This window comes from Qipengyuania sp. Mu-71 (assembly GCF_036867055.1).
In the GTDB taxonomy this organism is placed as follows: Bacteria; Pseudomonadota; Alphaproteobacteria; order Sphingomonadales; family Sphingomonadaceae; genus Qipengyuania; species Qipengyuania profunda.
The window spans coordinates 340,516-356,581 of record NZ_JBAJHR010000002.1 but is presented as its reverse complement, the minus strand read 5'-3'; the positions used below and the strand labels follow the sequence as shown (position 1 = coordinate 356,581).

General features: G+C 65.1%; 17 protein-coding genes. 14 read left to right on the top strand and 3 right to left on the bottom strand.

The features are described from left to right. The first annotated feature begins 14 nt into the window (after positions 1 to 14). The 10 genes from V6B15_RS13580 (at position 15) to V6B15_RS13535 (ending at position 8,944) form a co-directional block, all read left to right on the top strand. A complete protein-coding gene (locus tag V6B15_RS13580; RefSeq protein ID WP_253520741.1) occupies positions 15 to 158 on the top strand; it encodes a hypothetical protein in 144 nt (47 codons plus the stop codon). Positions 159 to 195: 37 nt separating this feature from the next. Beyond that, positions 196 to 882, top strand: coding sequence for a 2,3-diphosphoglycerate-dependent phosphoglycerate mutase (gpmA, locus tag V6B15_RS13575; protein ID WP_320181193.1), 687 nt, complete (start codon positions 196 to 198; stop codon positions 880 to 882). A gap of 1 nt (position 883) precedes the next feature. Further along, complete coding sequence (gene purE / locus V6B15_RS13570; RefSeq protein WP_334201629.1) at positions 884 to 1,378, top strand: 5-(carboxyamino)imidazole ribonucleotide mutase; 495 nt, start codon at positions 884 to 886, stop codon at positions 1,376 to 1,378. Continuing rightward, positions 1,378 to 2,433 carry a 5-(carboxyamino)imidazole ribonucleotide synthase gene (locus tag V6B15_RS13565; protein WP_334201628.1) on the top strand — a complete coding sequence of 352 codons (1,056 nt, stop codon included), beginning with the start codon at positions 1,378 to 1,380 and terminating at the stop codon, positions 2,431 to 2,433. Before purE ends, V6B15_RS13565 begins: the two co-directional genes overlap by 1 nt. Then, a complete protein-coding gene (locus V6B15_RS13560; RefSeq protein WP_334201627.1) occupies positions 2,430 to 2,909 on the top strand; it encodes a dihydrofolate reductase in 480 nt (159 codons plus the stop codon). The genes V6B15_RS13565 and V6B15_RS13560 overlap by 4 nt, the downstream gene beginning before the upstream one ends. Continuing rightward, positions 2,906 to 4,087: a dipeptidase gene (locus V6B15_RS13555; RefSeq protein WP_334201626.1), complete on the top strand. Its 1,182-nt coding sequence runs from the start codon at positions 2,906 to 2,908 to the stop codon at positions 4,085 to 4,087. The genes V6B15_RS13560 and V6B15_RS13555 overlap by 4 nt, the downstream gene beginning before the upstream one ends. Further along, complete coding sequence (locus V6B15_RS13550) at positions 4,084 to 5,010, top strand: bifunctional riboflavin kinase/FAD synthetase (protein WP_334201625.1); 927 nt, start codon at positions 4,084 to 4,086, stop codon at positions 5,008 to 5,010. Before V6B15_RS13555 ends, V6B15_RS13550 begins: the two co-directional genes overlap by 4 nt. Positions 5,011 to 5,145: 135 nt before the next feature. Further along, positions 5,146 to 7,989 (top strand): isoleucine--tRNA ligase, encoded by a 2,844-nt coding sequence (gene ileS / locus V6B15_RS13545; RefSeq protein WP_334201624.1) that lies wholly within the window; start codon positions 5,146 to 5,148, stop codon positions 7,987 to 7,989. Then, a complete protein-coding gene (gene lspA / locus V6B15_RS13540) occupies positions 7,986 to 8,534 on the top strand; it encodes a signal peptidase II (RefSeq protein ID WP_334201623.1) in 549 nt (182 codons plus the stop codon). Before ileS ends, lspA begins: the two co-directional genes overlap by 4 nt. Beyond that, entirely contained in the window at positions 8,534 to 8,944 is a 411-nt protein-coding gene (locus V6B15_RS13535) for a DUF3035 domain-containing protein (protein ID WP_253520765.1), read from the top strand. Before lspA ends, V6B15_RS13535 begins: the two co-directional genes overlap by 1 nt. 250 nt (positions 8,945 to 9,194) lie before the next feature. Here the strand turns inward: V6B15_RS13535 and V6B15_RS13530 are convergent, their stop codons facing one another. Then, the gene (locus V6B15_RS13530) at positions 9,195 to 10,499 is read right to left on the bottom strand and encodes a hemolysin family protein (protein ID WP_334201622.1); all 1,305 of its coding nucleotides are present in this window, start codon (positions 10,497 to 10,499) and stop codon (positions 9,195 to 9,197) included. Between the two features lie 185 nt (positions 10,500 to 10,684). On the opposite strand from V6B15_RS13530, the gene V6B15_RS13525 reads away from it, so the two are divergent. After that, a complete protein-coding gene (locus tag V6B15_RS13525) occupies positions 10,685 to 11,380 on the top strand; it encodes an OmpA family protein (RefSeq protein ID WP_320181202.1) in 696 nt (231 codons plus the stop codon). Between the two features lie 61 nt (positions 11,381 to 11,441). Here V6B15_RS13525 and V6B15_RS13520 read toward each other — a convergent pair whose 3' ends face one another. Then, positions 11,442 to 12,218, bottom strand: coding sequence for a 3'(2'),5'-bisphosphate nucleotidase CysQ (locus V6B15_RS13520; RefSeq protein ID WP_334201621.1), 777 nt, complete (start codon positions 12,216 to 12,218; stop codon positions 11,442 to 11,444). Positions 12,219 to 12,335: 117 nt separating this feature from the next. On the opposite strand from V6B15_RS13520, the gene sucC reads away from it, so the two are divergent. Beyond that, complete coding sequence (sucC, locus tag V6B15_RS13515) at positions 12,336 to 13,535, top strand: ADP-forming succinate--CoA ligase subunit beta (RefSeq protein ID WP_253520778.1); 1,200 nt, start codon at positions 12,336 to 12,338, stop codon at positions 13,533 to 13,535. A gap of 71 nt (positions 13,536 to 13,606) precedes the next feature. Here the strand turns inward: sucC and V6B15_RS13510 are convergent, their stop codons facing one another. After that, positions 13,607 to 14,116: a DUF6265 family protein gene (locus tag V6B15_RS13510; RefSeq protein ID WP_334201620.1), complete on the bottom strand. Its 510-nt coding sequence runs from the start codon at positions 14,114 to 14,116 to the stop codon at positions 13,607 to 13,609. Positions 14,117 to 14,317: 201 nt separating this feature from the next. Between V6B15_RS13510 and V6B15_RS13505 the strand changes: the two genes are divergently transcribed. Both V6B15_RS13505 and V6B15_RS13500 read left to right on the top strand, forming a co-directional pair. Next, complete coding sequence (locus tag V6B15_RS13505) at positions 14,318 to 15,064, top strand: electron transfer flavoprotein subunit beta/FixA family protein (RefSeq protein WP_253520784.1); 747 nt, start codon at positions 14,318 to 14,320, stop codon at positions 15,062 to 15,064. Between the two features lie 29 nt (positions 15,065 to 15,093). Further along, entirely contained in the window at positions 15,094 to 16,023 is a 930-nt protein-coding gene (locus V6B15_RS13500) for an electron transfer flavoprotein subunit alpha/FixB family protein (RefSeq protein ID WP_334201619.1), read from the top strand. The last annotated feature ends 43 nt before the right edge of the window (positions 16,024 to 16,066 follow it).

The window sequence follows — 16,066 nt, the reverse complement described above, 5'->3', positions numbered from 1 at the left end:
CGAAGAGTTGCGCCATGGCCGCTGAAAAAGACGAAATGACCCGCGAGGAGCGCCTTGCCGCGAAACTTCGCGAGAACCTGCGCCGCCGCAAAGCGCAGGGCCGCGAAATGCGCGAATCGGACGCGCACCCCCTTTCCAAGGACGATGCGGGCAGCTAACGCGCCTTGCTCCTAGGGGAATTACGGGAGCCTCCCAGTGTCCAAGCTGATCCTCGTCCGTCACGGGCAAAGCGAGTGGAACCTCGCCAACCGCTTCACCGGCTGGTGGGATGTCGATCTGACCGAAAAGGGCGAGGTCGAGGCGCGCGAGGCGGGTGAACTGATGAAGGCCAGGGGCGTCCTGCCCACACTTGCCTTTACCAGCGTCCAGAAGCGCGCGATCAAGACGCTCAATATCGCACTCGAAGCCTGCGACCGGCTGTGGATCCCGGTGACGCGCGACTGGCATCTCAACGAGCGCCATTATGGCGGGCTGACCGGGCTCAACAAGCAGGAAACCCGCGAGCGTCATGGCGACGAGCAGGTGCATATCTGGCGCCGCAGCTTCGACGTGCCGCCGCCCGAGCTCGAGCCGGGGAGCACCTTCGATCTGGCGGACGACCCGCGCTACGCCGGGATCGACGTCCCGCGTACCGAAAGCCTCAAACTCACCATCGAACGCGTCCTGCCCTATTGGGAAGAAGCGATCCTGCCGCAGCTCGGCAAGGGCGAGACGGTGATCATTTCCGCACATGGCAATTCGCTGCGCGCGCTGGTCAAGCACCTCTCGAACATCTCGGACGACGAGATTACCGGGCTCGAGATTCCCACCGGCCAGCCGATCATCTACGAATTCGACGGCACGCAAGTGGCGGGCGAACGCTATTATCTGAAGGATAGCTGAGATGACGGCTGCGGGAAACGCCAAGGTCGCGGTCGTGATGGGCAGCCAGTCGGATTGGGACACCATGACCTGCGCCGCCGAAGTGCTCGACGAGCTGGGGGTCGCTGCCGATGTGCGTATCGTCTCGGCGCATCGCACGCCCGAGCGGATGTATGATTTCGCCAAGGGCGCGGCTGCCGCGGGCTTCGAAGTGATTATCGCGGGGGCCGGCGGTGCGGCGCACCTTCCCGGCATGATTGCCGCGCTCACGCATGTGCCCGTGCTCGGCGTACCGGTGAAGTCGAAGGCACTGTCGGGCGAGGACAGCCTGCTGTCGATCGTCCAGATGCCCGCCGGGGTGCCGGTCGGAACGCTTGCCATCGGCAAGGCGGGGGCGACCAATGCCGGCCTGCTCGCCGCGGCGATCCTTGCCACGCACGATACCGCGCTGGCGCAGCGGCTGCAGGACTGGCGCGCTGCACGCAGCGCCGCAGTGACCGAGCGTCCCGTCGATTGATGCTGGGGCGCGGCGGTACGATCGGGATCCTCGGGGGCGGCCAGCTTGGCCGGATGATGGCCATGAGTGCGGCGCAGCTGGGCTATCGCTGCATTGCTTACGCTCCCGAAGGCGACAATGTGGTGAGCCAGGTGTGCGACGATGTGTTTCACAACAAGTGGGACGACACCGCGGCGCTCGCCGCCTTTGCCGCGCAATGCGATGTGGTGACCTGGGAATTCGAGAACGTCCCCGTCCCGACCGCGCAGGCCATGCCCGCCGGCCGCATCTTCCCCCATCCCCGCGCGCTTGAGACCGCGCAGGACCGGCTGGCGGAAAAGCGCTTCGTCGAGGATCTCGGCGGACGGCCCGCGGCCTATGCGCGGGTCGATTCGCGCGCTGATCTGGAAGCCGCGGTTGACCGGCTGGGGGTGCCCGGCATCCTCAAGACGCGGCGCGATGGCTATGACGGCAAGGGCCAGTGGCGGATCGGTTCAGACCGCGATGTCGCCGGGCTGAGCCTGCCCGAGACGCCGCTGGTGTACGAAGCCTTCGTCGAGTTCGAAGCCGAGTTCTCGGTGATCCTCGTGCGCGCGCAGGATGGCGCGATCCGCTTCTGGGATTCGCCCCGCAACAGCCACGAGAACGGGGTGCTCGCCACCTCGACGCTGCCCGCGGGCGAACCGATCGAGGCGCAGGTCGAGGCGGCGCGCGACCTCGCCCGGCAGGTCGCCGATGCGCTTGAATATGTCGGCGTGCTGACGCTCGAATTCTTCGCCACGCGCGATGGACCGGTGTTCAACGAGATGGCCCCGCGGGTCCACAATTCGGGGCACTGGACGATCGAGGGCGCGATCACCAGCCAGTTCGAGAACCATGTCCGCGCGGTCGCGGGGCTGCCGCTGGGCGACACCGCAACGGCCGCAAAAACGGTCACCATGAACAATATCGTGGGCAAGGACATAAAGGGGGCACACGGCCACCTGGACACCCCCGACACGCACCTGCACGACTATGGCAAGGCCCAGGTCCGAGCCGGGCGCAAGATGGGCCATGTGACCCGGCTCGAACGGTGAGCCTGTTCCTGATCTATGCCCGCGCCGCCAATGGCTGCATCGGCCGCGACGGCGCCCTGCCGTGGCACCTGCCCGCCGACCTCAAGCGCTTCAAGGCGCTGACCATGGGCAAGCCGATGATCATGGGCCGCAAGACCTTCGAGAGCTTGCCCGGCCTGCTGCCCGGGCGCCGCCATATCGTGCTGACCCGGCGCGAGCGCTGGGATTCGACCGGCGCCGAGGTCGTGCGGTCGGTCGAGGAAGCGCTGGCGCTGGCGGACAGCGACGACGTCGCGGTGATCGGCGGGGCAGCGATCTTCGATGTGTTTGCCGCGCATGCCGACCGGATCGAATTGACCGAAATCCACGCCGATTTCGCAGGCGACACTTTCATGCCCGCGCCCGGCCCGGGATGGGTAGTGGTTGGCCGCGAGGACTTCGCGGGCACGGACGAACACCCCGCCTACAGCTTCGTCACGCTGGACCGCGCGGCATGAAGCGCAAGCTGTTCCTCGGCCTGACCGGCGTGGTTGTCCTTGCACTGGCAGCTTTCTTCGCCTTCGCCCCCGGCGTGGTCGAGCGGGGGATGAACCAGGTCGACGGCGAGCCGCTGATCGAAGTGTCGGACGAGGCCAGGGCTCTCCACGCGACGCTCGATATCGTCGATCTGCATTCGGATACACTCCTGTGGAAGCGCGAACTGCTCGAACGCGCGGGTCGCGGGCATGTCGATGTGCCCCGGCTACGCGAAGGCAATGTCGCGCTGCAGGTCTTCTCGAGCGTGACCAAGACCCCCAAGGACCAGAATTACGACGCCAACAGTGCCGATAGCGACAACATCACCCTGCTCGCCATCGCGCAGCTCCAGCCGGTGCGCACATGGGGAAGCCTGCTCGAACGCTCGCTCTGGCATGCGCAGAAGCTGGAGACGGCGATCGAGACCGGCCGCGACGAGATTTACCAGGTGTGGACTCCGGACGACATCCGCAGGCTCCTCGACCGCCGCGCCAGTGGACGCAAGCCGGTCGGCGCGTTGTTCAGCGCCGAAGGGCTGCAAAGCCTCGAGGGCGATCCCGACAATCTCGACACGCTCTACGCTGCGGGGATGCGCATGGCGGGCCTCACTCATTTCTTCGACAACGAACTCGCCGGATCGATGCACGGGCTCGACAAGGGCGGCCTCACGCCGATGGGCCGCGAGGTGGTCGACCGGATGGAGCGCATGGGGATGATCGTCGACATCGCGCATTGCAGCCACGAATGCGTGGCCGAGGTCCTGGCGATGGCAAAGCGCCCGGTCGTGTCGAGCCATGGCGGGGTGCAGGCGACCTGCAGGGTCAACCGCAATTTGACCGATGCGGAGCTCCGCGGCGTCGCGAAGACCGGCGGCGTGGTGGGGATCGGCTATTGGGACGGGGCGGTCTGCGGCACCAGCCCGCGCTCGGCGGCGCAGGCGATGAAACATGTCCGGGACCTGGTCGGGATCGAGCATGTCGCGCTGGGAAGCGATTACGACGGGGCCACGACAGTGCGTTTCGACACCGCGCACTTGCTTCAGGTTACGCAGGCGCTGCTCGACGAGGGTTTTAGCGAAGACGAAATCCGCGCCGCAATGGGCGGCAATGCACTGCGGGTCATCCGCGCCGGGCTGGTTCCACTGGAGAGTGCGGGATGAGGTTTCTCGACCATCGGGAACAGCTGCCCGAAAGCCTGCGCGGCGCGATCGTCGCGCTGGGCAATTTCGACGGTTTCCACCTCGGCCACCAGGCGGTGGCGGGCGAGGCGATTCGCTGGGCGCGCGAAGAAGGCCGCCCCTCGATCATCGCGACCTTCGATCCGCATCCGGTGCGCCATTTCAAGCCCGATGCCGAACCCTTCCGCCTGACTACGCTCGAACAGCGGCAGGAGCTCTATCTCGCCGCCGGCGCCACCGCGATGCTGGTGTTCCATTTCGATGGCGCGCTGGCGGGCACGACGGCGGAGGATTTCGTCCAGAAGCTGCTCGGCGAGCATCTCGGCGTAGCGGGCGTGGTCACCGGCGAGGATTTCACTTTCGGCAAGGCGCGCGGGGGCAATTTCGACAAGCTCGTCAGCCTTGGCAAGGACAGCGGGATCGAAGCGCGCGCGGTGCCCCCGGTGATGGACGAAGGTACGCCCGTATCCTCAAGCCGCGTGCGCGATGCCCTGCGCAATGGCGACCCGCAGGAAGCCGCGCGTCTGCTGACCCGCCCCTTCGCGATCCGCGGTGTGGTCCAGCACGGCGACAAGCGCGGGCGCGAAATCGGCTATCCCACGGCCAATCTGCCGGTCGAACACTATCTGCGTCCGCGATACGGTATCTACGCGGTAACGGGCCGCGTGCTCGCCACCGGGCAGGAACTCAAAGGCGCGGCCAATATCGGCGTGCGCCCGCAATTCGATCCGCCCAAGGAATTGCTCGAGCCCTATTTCTTCGATTTTTCGGGCGATCTCTACGGGCAGGAAATCGAGGTGGCCTTCCACCATTTCCTGCGCGGAGAGGCGAAATTCGACAGCCTCGATGCGCTGATCGCGCAGATGGATAAGGATTGCGAAGAGGCACGAAGGCTGCTGGCGTAGCCCGTCACCCCCGCGCAGGCAGGGGTCCAGCTGATCTCACCCTTACGCCCTCCGCAAGCTTATCTAGGCCCCTGCCTGCGCAGGGGCGACGAAAGTCTTTATTGCGGAGCGGGTTTGGCCTAACGGCTCGCCTCTATGTCCGAAAAGCGCGATTACAGAGACACGGTCTTCCTGCCCAAGACCGATTTCCCCATGAAGGCCGGCCTTCCTGCGAAGGAGCCGAAGATCGCCGCGCGCTGGGAGGAAGAGGGGCTGTATCAGCAGCTGCGCGAAGCGCGCGCCGGGCGCGAGACCTTCGTGCTGCATGATGGCCCGCCCTACGCCAATGGCGACATGCATATCGGGCACGCGCTCAACCATACGCTCAAGGACATGGTCTGCCGCACGCAGAACCTGATGGGCAAGGACGCGCCCTACGTGCCCGGCTGGGACTGCCACGGCCTGCCGATCGAATGGAAGGTCGAGGAACAGTACCGCAAGAAGAAGCTCGACAAGAAAGCGGTCCCGCCAGCCGAATTCCGCGCCGAATGCCGCGCCTATGCCCAGAAATGGGTCGATGTGCAGCGCGAGCAATTGAAGCGGCTCGGCATCATGGGCGACTGGGACAACCCCTATTTGACCATGCAGTTCGACAGCGAGGCGACGATCGTCGCCGAACTGATGAAATTCGCCGAGGCAGGCAATCTCTATCGCGGCTCGAAACCGGTAATGTGGAGCCCGGTCGAGGAAACCGCGCTGGCCGAGGCCGAGGTCGAATATGAGGACATCACCTCGACGCAAATCGACGTGGCGTTCAAGATCACCGAAAGCCCGAACGAAGATCTGGTCGGCGCACATGCGGTGATCTGGACCACCACGCCGTGGACGATCCCGGTGAACCAGGCTTTGGCCTATGGGCCAGAGATTGAGTATGCGCTTATCACTTGGCCGAATGCCAAATACCTTGTGGCTCGCGATCTTGCGGCCGAATTCATCAAGCGCGTTACAACGGTCCCGAGTGGTCAACCCATAGAGCCGTGGCCTGAGGCCGACGAATGGGATGAGCGAGTAACGCTCGTCCAAGGCTCCGACCTCGCCGGGACCAAGGCTCGCCACCCGATGCACCGTCTCGGTGGGTTCTACGCCAAGCCGCGCCCCTTCCTGCCGGGCGATTTCGTCACCACCGACAGCGGCACCGGTCTCGTCCACATGTCGCCCGACCATGGCGAGGACGACTTCCTGCTGTGCCGCGCCAACGGACTCGAGCCGGTCTTCGCGGTCATGGCCGACGGGCGTTATCGCGATGACTGGGAATGGCTCGGCGCGGGCGATCTGGACGAGAACGGCAAGGAACGCCGCCGCAGCGTCATCAACAAGCCCTTTAACTCACCCGAAGGCCCGATCTGCAGCGATTTGCGCGAAGCGGGCGCGCTGCTGTCCGCCAGCGACGATTACCAGCATTCCTACCCGCATTCGTGGCGTTCGAAAGCCAAGGTCATCTATCGCTGCACGCCGCAATGGTTCGTGCCGATGGACAAGGAACTGGGCGGCGGCGGCACGCTGCGCGAACGTGCCATGTCCGAAATCGAGCGCGTCCGCTTCATCCCCGAAAAGGGCCGCCGCCGGATCGGCTCGATGGTCGAAGGCCGCCCCGACTGGGTGCTGTCGCGCCAGCGCGCCTGGGGCGTGCCGATCACGCTGTTCGTCAAGAACGGCACGGGCGAATATCTGCAGGACTCCGAAGTCAACGCGCGCGTCATCGCCGCAGTGCGCGAGCACGGCGTCGATGCCTGGGTCGAGAGCCGCAAGGCCGAATTCCTCGGCGATGCGCACAATCCCGACGATTACGAAATGGTCGGCGATATTCTCGACGTCTGGTTCGATTCGGGCTGTACGCATGCCTTCACGCTCGAAAGCGGGCGCTGGCCGGCATTGAAATGGCCCGCCGACCTTTATCTGGAGGGCAGCGACCAGCATCGCGGCTGGTTCCAGTCCTCGCTGCTCGAAAGCTGCGCCACGCGCGGCCGCGCGCCCTACGACCAAGTGCTGACGCATGGCTTCACCATGGCCAGCGACGGTCGCAAGATGTCCAAGAGCCTCGGCAATACGATCGACCCGCTCAAGGTCATGGAACAGTACGGCGCGGACATCATCCGGTTGTGGGCGCTCAGCGTCGATTCGACCGAGGACCACCGCATCGGCGACGAGATCCTCAAGGGCGCGGGCGACCAGTACCGCAAACTGCGCAACACCTTCCGCTACCTGCTCGGCGCGCTCGACGGTTTTGTCGGCGATATGGGCGATGTCGGCGAGGTGCCCGAACTCGAGGTCTATATCCTCGCGCTGCTGGCCGATCTCGATGGCAAGCTGCGCCACGCGGCAGAGAATTACGACTTCAACGCCTATACGCGGCTGCTGGTCGATTTCTGCAACGAGGACCTGTCGGCCTTCTACTTCGATATCCGCAAGGACGTGCTCTATTGCGACGGGCCGGGCAGCGTGAAGCGCAATGCCTATCGCACCGTGCTCGACCTGCTGTTCCATGCGCTGGTCCGCTATGCCGCGCCAGTGCTGGTGTTCACTGCCGAGGAGGTCTGGTCGACCCGCTACCCCGATGGCGGCAGCGTCCACCTGCTCGAATGGCCGCAGGTGCCGGGCGTGACCGCCGAGGGCGCACGCTGGGAGAAGCTGCGCGAATTGCGCGAGAACGTGATGGAAGCGATCGAGCCGCTGCGGCGTGAGAAGGTGATCCGTTCTGGTCTTGAGGCCGATGTCGTCGTGCCTGCGAATGCAGTGCCCGAGGGCTTCAGCGATGCCGACCTCGCCGAATTGTTCATCACCGCGTCAGTCACACGCGGCGATAGCGATGCCGTGACGGTCACGCGGACAGATGAGAACAAGTGCGGGCGCTGCTGGCGCCTGCTGCCCAGCGTCGGGGAAGACGGCGATTTGTGCGACCGCTGCGAAAGCGCGGTCGCCGAGCTGGATGCCGTGCAATGACCCCGGTGCTGAAGAACCGCCTGATCGGCTGTGTGGTCGCGCTGCTGATCTTCGCTTCCGACCAGTGGAGCAAGAATTTCGTCACCAAGACGCTCGGCATCGACCGGGTCGGCGAGGCGATGGAACTGCTGCCCATTTTCGACCTGCGTTTCACGCGCAATTTCGGTGTCTCGCTCGGCATGTTCGAGGCGACCTCGCCCGAAATGCGCTGGGGCCTGGTGCTGGTGACCGCAGTGATCGCGCTGGTGGTGACCGTGTGGATGCTGCGCGAGAAATTGCTTGGCGATATCCTCGCGCTGTCGCTGATCCTCGGCGGCGCGCTGGGCAATATCAAGGACCGCTACGAATTGGGCTATGTCGTCGATTTCGCCGATCTGCATTTTGGCGATTTCCGCCCTTTCCTGATTTTCAATGTCGCCGATGCGGCTATCACCATCGGCGTGGTCATCGTCCTTGCACGCGCCTTCCTCATGCGCGACAAGGACGACCAAGAGGTCGATGGCCTCATGAACACCAAGGCGGCCGACGCCGCGGAGAGCAAGTGATGAGTAAATTCGCCCGTATCGCCCTGATCGCCGGCCTCGGTGCCATGACCGCAGCGTGCGGTGGTGGCGGCCTGCTCAACCGCGACCGGCCCGACGAGTTTGCCGTGCAGCGCCAGGCACCGCTGGTGGTTCCGCCCGATTTCAACCTCGTGCCGCCGCAGCCCGGCGCCCCGCGCCCGTCCGAGGGCAGCGCCGCATCGCAGACGCTCGAAGCGCTGTTCGGTGGCCCGCAGGCGCGTAGCAGCGTCGAAACCAGCATGCTCGAACGCGCCGGAGCAGCGGCTCCGGGCATCCGCAGCGCGGTTGGCGATCCCGGCACGGCAACGGTGGCCAAGGGCAGCGTGACCCGCGACATCATCGCCGCGCCCGAAGGTGACGGCGCCAGCGCCGCGGCGGTTATCCCGGGGTAGTTTTTGTGTTTCGCACCGACATCCGTCGGTGCATCCTCGGGGCCATTCCTTCGCTTTGCTCCGGGCCCCTGTGGGCGGGCGGTCGCCCTTGCCTCGCCTTCGGCTCGGTTCCCATTGCCACCATGCCTGAATCGCGCAAGTCCCGTCCGCGACCAGCGGACGGCAAGGCCGACTGGCCGCCCGCAGCGGGCGCAGCTTGCTGCGCATCTAGCGAGGACGCACCGACGGATGTCGGTGCGAACAGCAAAAACTAAACTTCGCTCGCCTCGCTGCTCACCAGCAATTTGTCGATCCGCCGGCCATCCATGTCGATCACTTCGAAACGCCAGCTCTGGTCGGTGAAATAGTCGCCTTCGCCCGGCAGCCGCTTGAGCACGTGCAGCGCATAGCCTGCCGCAGTGCCGAATTCGCGATCGTCGCCATATTCGATGCCTAGCCGGTCGGCGAGCACATCGGCCGAGAGCGAGCCCGACACCAGCAGGCTTCCGTCGGAGCGTTCGGTTATTCCCGGCGAATCGCCAGGGTCCTGGTCGCTGGCGAAATCGCCCACCAGCGCGGTGAGCAGATCGACCGGCGTTATGATCCCGTCGAGATGGCCGTATTCGTCATGCACCATTGCCAGCGCGACTTCGGCCTGCTGCAACACGCGCAAGGCATCGACCGCATCGAGCTGGTCGGGCACGACTTCGGCCTTGATCATCAGATCGGCAATTTTGACTGGCTGGTTGGCGATGAGCCGCGACAGGATATCGCGCACCTTGACCACGCCCAGCACCCGGTCGGGCGAACCCTCGGCCACGGGCAGCAGCGAGTGCGGGCTGGCGTCGAGCACCGCGCGCACTGCCGCCTCGTCCGCAGCGATATCGATCCAGTCGACCTCGGTGCGCGGCGTCATCAGTTCACGGACCGGGCGCTGGGCCAGCCGCACGACGCCCTGCAGCATCTGGTGCTGTTCATGCTCGATCACACCGCTGCGCGTGGCCTCGGCAAACAGCATGTGCAGTTCTTCGGCGGTAACCGCGCTCTGGCCCGCAGGCCGCACGCCAAGCAGGCGGATAAGCAGGCCCGACGATGCATCGAGCAGCCACACAAGCGGCGCAGCGACCTTGGCCAGCACCGCCATCGGCCGCGCCATATAGATTGCGATCGGCACAGCCGCGCGCAGCGCGACCTGCTTGGGCACCAGTTCGCCGACTACCAGGCTGAGATAGGTGGTGAGGGCGATGACGGTCGCGAACCCCGCCTGGGGCGCCCAACTGGCGGGCACGCCGAGCAGCACCAGCCGCTCGCCCACCGGTCCGCCGAGACTGGCCCCCGAATAGGCACCGGCAATGATCCCTATGAGCGTGATGCCGATCTGTACGGTCGAGAGGAACTTGCCCGGCTCCGCCGCCAGCGTGAGCGCGATCTGCGCCCCGCGTGTGCCCTGATGCGCGGCGGACCGCAGGCGCGCGGTGCGCGCCGAGACGATGGCGAGTTCGCTCATGGCGAACACGCCATTGAGCACGATCAGCCCCGCGATGATCAGCAGGTCGGTCCAGGGAAAAGGTGTCACCCGCGCGTCGCTAGCACAAAATCCCCGCGCTGCCAGCCTCGGATGACTTATCTGCCGCGCGGATGGAACTGGCGGGCCGCTGGAAGGTTGGATGAACAGTGACGCGGGTTGGGCGCGTCCGGTATCACTCGCCCGGCAGCGATCCCGGACAGGGCCACCTGCCACCTCAGAGGAGGAGAATTTACATGAACAAATCGCGCATTCTTACCGCCAGCCTGGCCGCCGTGTCCCTGATGACCGTGTCGGCCTGTGTCACCGATCCCAATACCGGCGAGCAGAAAATCTCGCGCACCGTGCTCGGCACGGCCGGCGGCGCTGTCGTCGGCGGATTGCTCGGCGGCGTCATCGGCGGCAAGACCGGACGCATTGTCGGCGCAGCAGCGGGCGGTGTCGCCGGCGGCGTGGTCGGCTACAAGATGGACCAGCAGGTCAAGGAACTGAAGGAACAGACCGCCGGCTCGGGTGTCGACGTGACCGAAACCGATGGCGGCGAGGCGATCCTCGTCAACCTGCCCGACGGCGTGACCTTCGCCACCGGCAGCTACACCATCTCGCCGGGCTTCCGCGATCTGCTCGACCGCGTGGCCAGCAGCCTGACGCAATATCCCAACAGCCTGGTCGACGTTTACGGTCACACCGATACCGTCGGTTCGGCCGAATCGAACCAGCGCCTGTCCGAACAGCGCGCGCAGGCCGTCGCCAATTACCTGACCTCGCGCGGGGTCAGCTCCTCGCGCCTGCGCTGGATGGGCTTTGGCGAAACCCGGCTGAAGGTGGCGACTGCCGACAACGTCAACCAGCCGCTCAACCGCCGCGTTGAAATCAAGATCATCCCCTTCGACCAGCAGGACGTCGAAGCCGCCCAGTCCCAGGGGATGTAAGGCCCCCGGGCCCTTTGGAAGATCGCACGAACTGGGGGCCGGTTTCTGACCGGCCCCTTTTTCACGCCTGCGTGTCGAGTCGCTGCGCCAGCCGCGCGACCGCTGCGGTGTGGATGTCGGGCGCGCTGACCAGCACCCCGAACGCGCGCGGATCGCGCTTGTTGTAATCGAGCTTGTTGCCATAGGCATCGCTCACCGCCGCGCCCGCTTCGCGCGCGATCATGCCCGCTGCGGCGATATCCCATTCGAATCCCCAGCGCACCGTTGCCACCAGATCGGCCTCGTCGGCGGCGACCATGGCGATGCGCAGCGCGATAGAATTGGGCTGGTCGACGGTGACCAGATCGGTGTCGGTCTTGGGCAAGGCATGCGCCGGAACCCGCGACCCTGCGAATTCGCGCCGCATCGAAGCCGAGAGCGGCTGCCCGTTGCGGAACGCGCCCTGCCCCGCGACTGCCTGCCAGGTTTCGCCACGTGCAGGGGCGCAGAGCGTCCCGATCAGCGGGCGCCCGCCGCTGATAAGCGCGACCGATACCGCCCAGCCGGGGCGTCCGCGGATGAAGTCGCGCGTGCCGTCGACCGGATCGACCAGCCAGATCAGATCGTGCTCGAGACGCGCAGGATCATCGGCCGTTTCCTCCGACAGCCAGCCCGCCGACGGCAACAGCGCGCCAAGTTCGCGCTTGAGAAAGGCATCGACCGCAAGATCGGCTTCGCACACCGGATCGCCGGGTTTTTTCTCCCATGCGTCCAGTGCGTTACCCGCCCCCGGCCACAGGTCGTAGGCGATCCTCCCGGCTTCGGAGACGATGGATTCGAGGCGTTGGCTGTCGATCATGTGCGTGTGACGCGGCCCTGCACCCGAATGCGGGCCTTTTCAAGCGCGCCCAGACATGCTTATGGCCGCTGCGACTCCCATTACCCCACGCGCATCACGCGAAGGACGACGCACTCCATGAACATTCACGAATACCAGGCCAAGGAACTGCTCGCTAAATACGGGATCGGCATCCCCGCCGGCCATGCCGCGCTGACCGTCGAGGAAGCGGTCGCCGGTGCCAAGCAGCTGCCCGGACCGCTTTATGTCGTGAAGGCGCAGATCCATGCCGGTGGTCGCGGCAAGGGCAAGTTCAAGGAACTCGGCCCCGATGCCAAGGGCGGTGTCCGCCTGTCGACCAGCATCGAGGATGTCGAAGCCAACGCCAGGGACATGCTCGGCAATACGCTGGTGACCGTGCAGACCGGTGATGCGGGCAAGCAGGTCAACCGCCTCTATGTCACCGACGGCGTGGACATTGCCGAAGAATACTATCTGTCGATGCTGGTCGATCGCGCCACTGGCCGCGTTGCCATGATCGTGTCGACCGAAGGCGGGATGGATATCGAGGAAGTCGCGCATTCGACGCCCGAGAAGATCACCACCATCACCATCGACCCGGCGCAGGGCTTCATGCCGCATCACGGCCGCGCAGTGGCCTTCGCGCTCAAGCTGACGGGCGATCTCAACAAGCAGGCGCAGAAGCTGTCCAAGCAGCTTTACACCGCCTTCATGGATCTCGATTGCGAAATGCTCGAGATCAATCCGCTGGTCGAGACCAAGGACGGCAATCTCCTCGTGCTCGACACCAAGATGAGCTTCGACGGCAATGCTCTGTTCCGGCACAAGGACGTGGAAGCGCTGCGCGACGAGACCGAGGAAGACCCGGCCGAGGTCGAAGCGAGCGAATACGACCTCGCCTACATCAAGCTCGACGGCAACATTGGCTGCATGGTCAATGGCGCGGGTCTCGCCATGGCGACGATGGACATCATCAAGCTCAACGGCGCCTTCCCCGCCAACTTCCTCGACGTGGGCGGCGGCGCCACCACCGAGAAGGTCACTGCGGCATTCAAGATCATCCTCAAGGACCCGGCGGTCGAGGGTATCCTCGTCAACATCTTCGGCGGCATCATGAAGTGCGACGTCATCGCCAACGGCATCGTCCAGGCGGCAAAGGACGTAAACCTCTCGGTTCCGCTGGTCGTGCGCCTCGAAGGCACCAATGTCGCGGAAGGCAAGTCCATCCTCGAGAATTCGGGCCTGCCGATCGTCAGCGCCGACGATCTGGGCGATGCCGCGAAGAAGATCGTCGCCGAGGTCAAGAAGGCGGCCTGATCGCTTCGACCGCTGCCGCGTAAGGTTTAGGAGGGCGGGCCCGGCAGGGTCCGCCCTTCGCATTCCCGGCGTCAGCGGTTGCGCCGGAAGCGGAACACCAGCTCTTCGACCGCGTCGCCATCGCTCTTCATGCGGACGGCGACCACCAACCCGTCTTCGCCATCGCAGCGATAGGTCAGCGCGCTGAAATAGGCGGCGCAATCCTCCACTGCGACCAGGCGGAAGCGCAGCATATCGTCCTTTTCCTCCCATCCGGTGAGGTCGGGATTGAAATGCTTGAGCTTGACGACGAGCGAGCCGTCCTCCTCCGCCAGATACATGTGCTCGGTGAACATGACCTCGCCCTCGCCGGTTTCCTGGACGAAGGTCCCGACCATGGTTCCACCGCTCGGCGGCAGCCAGCTTTCATGCGCGGCGACGCCGGCGATACCCTCGCCCGACCAGTGACCGACCAGCCAATCGAGCTGTTCGATCGCTGCGGGTGGGGGGACATGGTCGTCTGCGGCGAGGCGCGTTTCCTGGGCAGCCACCGGTGCGGCGGCAAGCGCAGCTACGGCCGCGAAAATCGTCCAGACGTGCATTGCCTTCCTCCCACCGAGAAGATGCGAAACTAATCCCGCCGCCACCCATAGTAAAGATGAAGGCCAGCGCCGCTTGACCCACCCCGCGCATAGCGCGAGGGATTACGGTAAGCGTCGCATTCACCGCACCCGGCTTACTTGACGTTTACGTAAACGCGAGATAGGCGGGCGCCACAGATTCTATCGAGAGGAAGGTATCGCATGAAAATCCTCGTCCCCGTGAAACGGGTGATCGATTACAACGTCAAGCCGCGCGTCAAGGCCGACGGCTCGGGCGTCGACCTCGCCAACGTCAAGATGAGCATGAACCCCTTCGACGAAATCGCCGTCGAGGAAGCCATTCGCATCAAGGAAGCGGGCAAGGCCGAAGAAATCGTGGTCGTCAGCGTCGGCCCCGCCAAGGCGCAGGAAACGCTGCGCACCGCGCTCGCCATGGGCGCCGACCGCGCGATCCTGGTCGAAACCGATGACCAGGTCGAACCGCTCGCCGTCGCCAAGATCCTCCAGGCAATCGCCAAGGAAGAAGAACCCGGCATCGTGATGCTCGGCAAGCAGGCGATCGACGACGATTCGAACCAGACCGGTCAGATGCTCGCCGCACTGATGGGCCGTCCGCAGGGCACCTTCGCCAACACGGTCGAGGTCGAGGGTGACAGCGTCACGGTAAAGCGCGAAGTCGATGGCGGTCTGCAGACGGTCAAGCTGACCATGCCCGCGATCGTCACCACCGACCTGCGTCTCAACGAGCCGCGCTATGCCTCGCTGCCCAACATCATGAAGGCGAAGAAGAAGCCGCTCGATACCAAGAGCCCGGCGGATTACGGCGTCGATACCGCGCCGCGCCTGACCACGACCAATGTTTCCGAACCGCCGGTCCGCCAGGCGGGTGAAAAGGTCGAGGATGTCGATGCGCTCGTCGCCAAGATCAAGGCCCTCGGGATCGCCTGAGCCCGCCCGGACACGAAAGGAATAGACACATGAAAACTCTCGTCTGGGTCGAACACGATAACGCCCATGTCGCAGACGCCACGCTGGCCGCGGTAACCGCCGCGGGCAAGCTCGGCGAAGTCCACCTGCTGGTTGCCGGCGCGGGTTGCCGCGCGGTGGCCGAGGAAGCTGCCAAGATCGCCAGCGTGGGCAAGGTCCACCTGGCGGACGACGCGGCGTACGAACATGCGCTGGCCGAAAACGTGGCCCCGCTGGTCGCCGATCTCATGGGCCATCACGATGCCTTCGTCGCGCCTTCCACCACGACCGGCAAGAACGTCGCTCCGCGCGTCGCCGCGCTGCTCGACGTGATGCAGATTTCGGACATTCTCTCGGTCGAAGGCGACAAGACCTTCACCCGCCCGATCTATGCCGGCAACGCTATTGCGACGGTCGAATCGTCCGACGCCAAACTGGTCGTCACCGTGCGCGGTACGGCCTTCGAAAAGGCCGCTGCCGAAGGCGGCTCGGCCGAGATCGAGGACGTCTCGGGCCCGACCGATGCGGGCATCTCGACCTTCGTCAGCGAGGAAATCGCCGAAAGCGATCGCCCCGAACTGACCAGCGCCAAGGTCATCGTCTCGGGCGGCCGTGCGCTGAAGGATTCGGAGACCTTCGAACAGGTCATCACCCCGCTCGCCGACAAGCTCGGCGCCGGGATCGGTGCGAGCCGCGCGGCGGTCGATGCGGGCTATGTCCCCAACGACTACCAGGTCGGCCAGACCGGCAAGATCGTCGCTCCGGAAGTCTATATTGCCATCGGCATTTCGGGCGCGATCCAGCACCTTGCGGGCATGAAGGATTCCAAGACCATCATCGCCATCAACAAGGACGAGGACGCCCCGATCTTCCAAGTCGCGGACATCGGCCTCGTCGGCGATCTGTTCAAGATCGTGCCGGAGCTGACCGAAAAGCTCTGATTGCCTGGCTAAGCCCAAGGTTTGACCCTCTCGCCGAGCGATC

Excerpts from the sequence above, each read along its gene's own strand:
- lspA (WP_334201623.1), top strand. The coding sequence starts at position 7,986 with ATGACCCCGGTGCTGAAGAACCGCCTGATCGGCTGTGTGGTCGCGCTG.
- V6B15_RS13500 (WP_334201619.1), top strand. The coding sequence starts at position 15,094 with ATGAAAACTCTCGTCTGGGTCGAACACGATAACGCCCATGTCGCAGAC.
- V6B15_RS13505 (WP_253520784.1), top strand. The coding sequence starts at position 14,318 with ATGAAAATCCTCGTCCCCGTGAAACGGGTGATCGATTACAACGTCAAG.
- V6B15_RS13535 (WP_253520765.1), top strand. The coding sequence starts at position 8,534 with ATGAGTAAATTCGCCCGTATCGCCCTGATCGCCGGCCTCGGTGCCATG.
- V6B15_RS13580 (WP_253520741.1), top strand. The coding sequence starts at position 15 with ATGGCCGCTGAAAAAGACGAAATGACCCGCGAGGAGCGCCTTGCCGCG.
- V6B15_RS13555 (WP_334201626.1), top strand. The coding sequence starts at position 2,906 with ATGAAGCGCAAGCTGTTCCTCGGCCTGACCGGCGTGGTTGTCCTTGCA.
- V6B15_RS13520 (WP_334201621.1), bottom strand. The coding sequence starts at position 12,218 with ATGATCGACAGCCAACGCCTCGAATCCATCGTCTCCGAAGCCGGGAGG.
- ileS (WP_334201624.1), top strand. The coding sequence starts at position 5,146 with ATGTCCGAAAAGCGCGATTACAGAGACACGGTCTTCCTGCCCAAGACC.
- sucC (WP_253520778.1), top strand. The coding sequence starts at position 12,336 with ATGAACATTCACGAATACCAGGCCAAGGAACTGCTCGCTAAATACGGG.
- V6B15_RS13565 (WP_334201628.1), top strand. The coding sequence starts at position 1,378 with ATGCTGGGGCGCGGCGGTACGATCGGGATCCTCGGGGGCGGCCAGCTT.
- purE (WP_334201629.1), top strand. The coding sequence starts at position 884 with ATGACGGCTGCGGGAAACGCCAAGGTCGCGGTCGTGATGGGCAGCCAG.
- V6B15_RS13510 (WP_334201620.1), bottom strand. The coding sequence starts at position 14,116 with ATGCACGTCTGGACGATTTTCGCGGCCGTAGCTGCGCTTGCCGCCGCA.
- V6B15_RS13550 (WP_334201625.1), top strand. The coding sequence starts at position 4,084 with ATGAGGTTTCTCGACCATCGGGAACAGCTGCCCGAAAGCCTGCGCGGC.
- V6B15_RS13525 (WP_320181202.1), top strand. The coding sequence starts at position 10,685 with ATGAACAAATCGCGCATTCTTACCGCCAGCCTGGCCGCCGTGTCCCTG.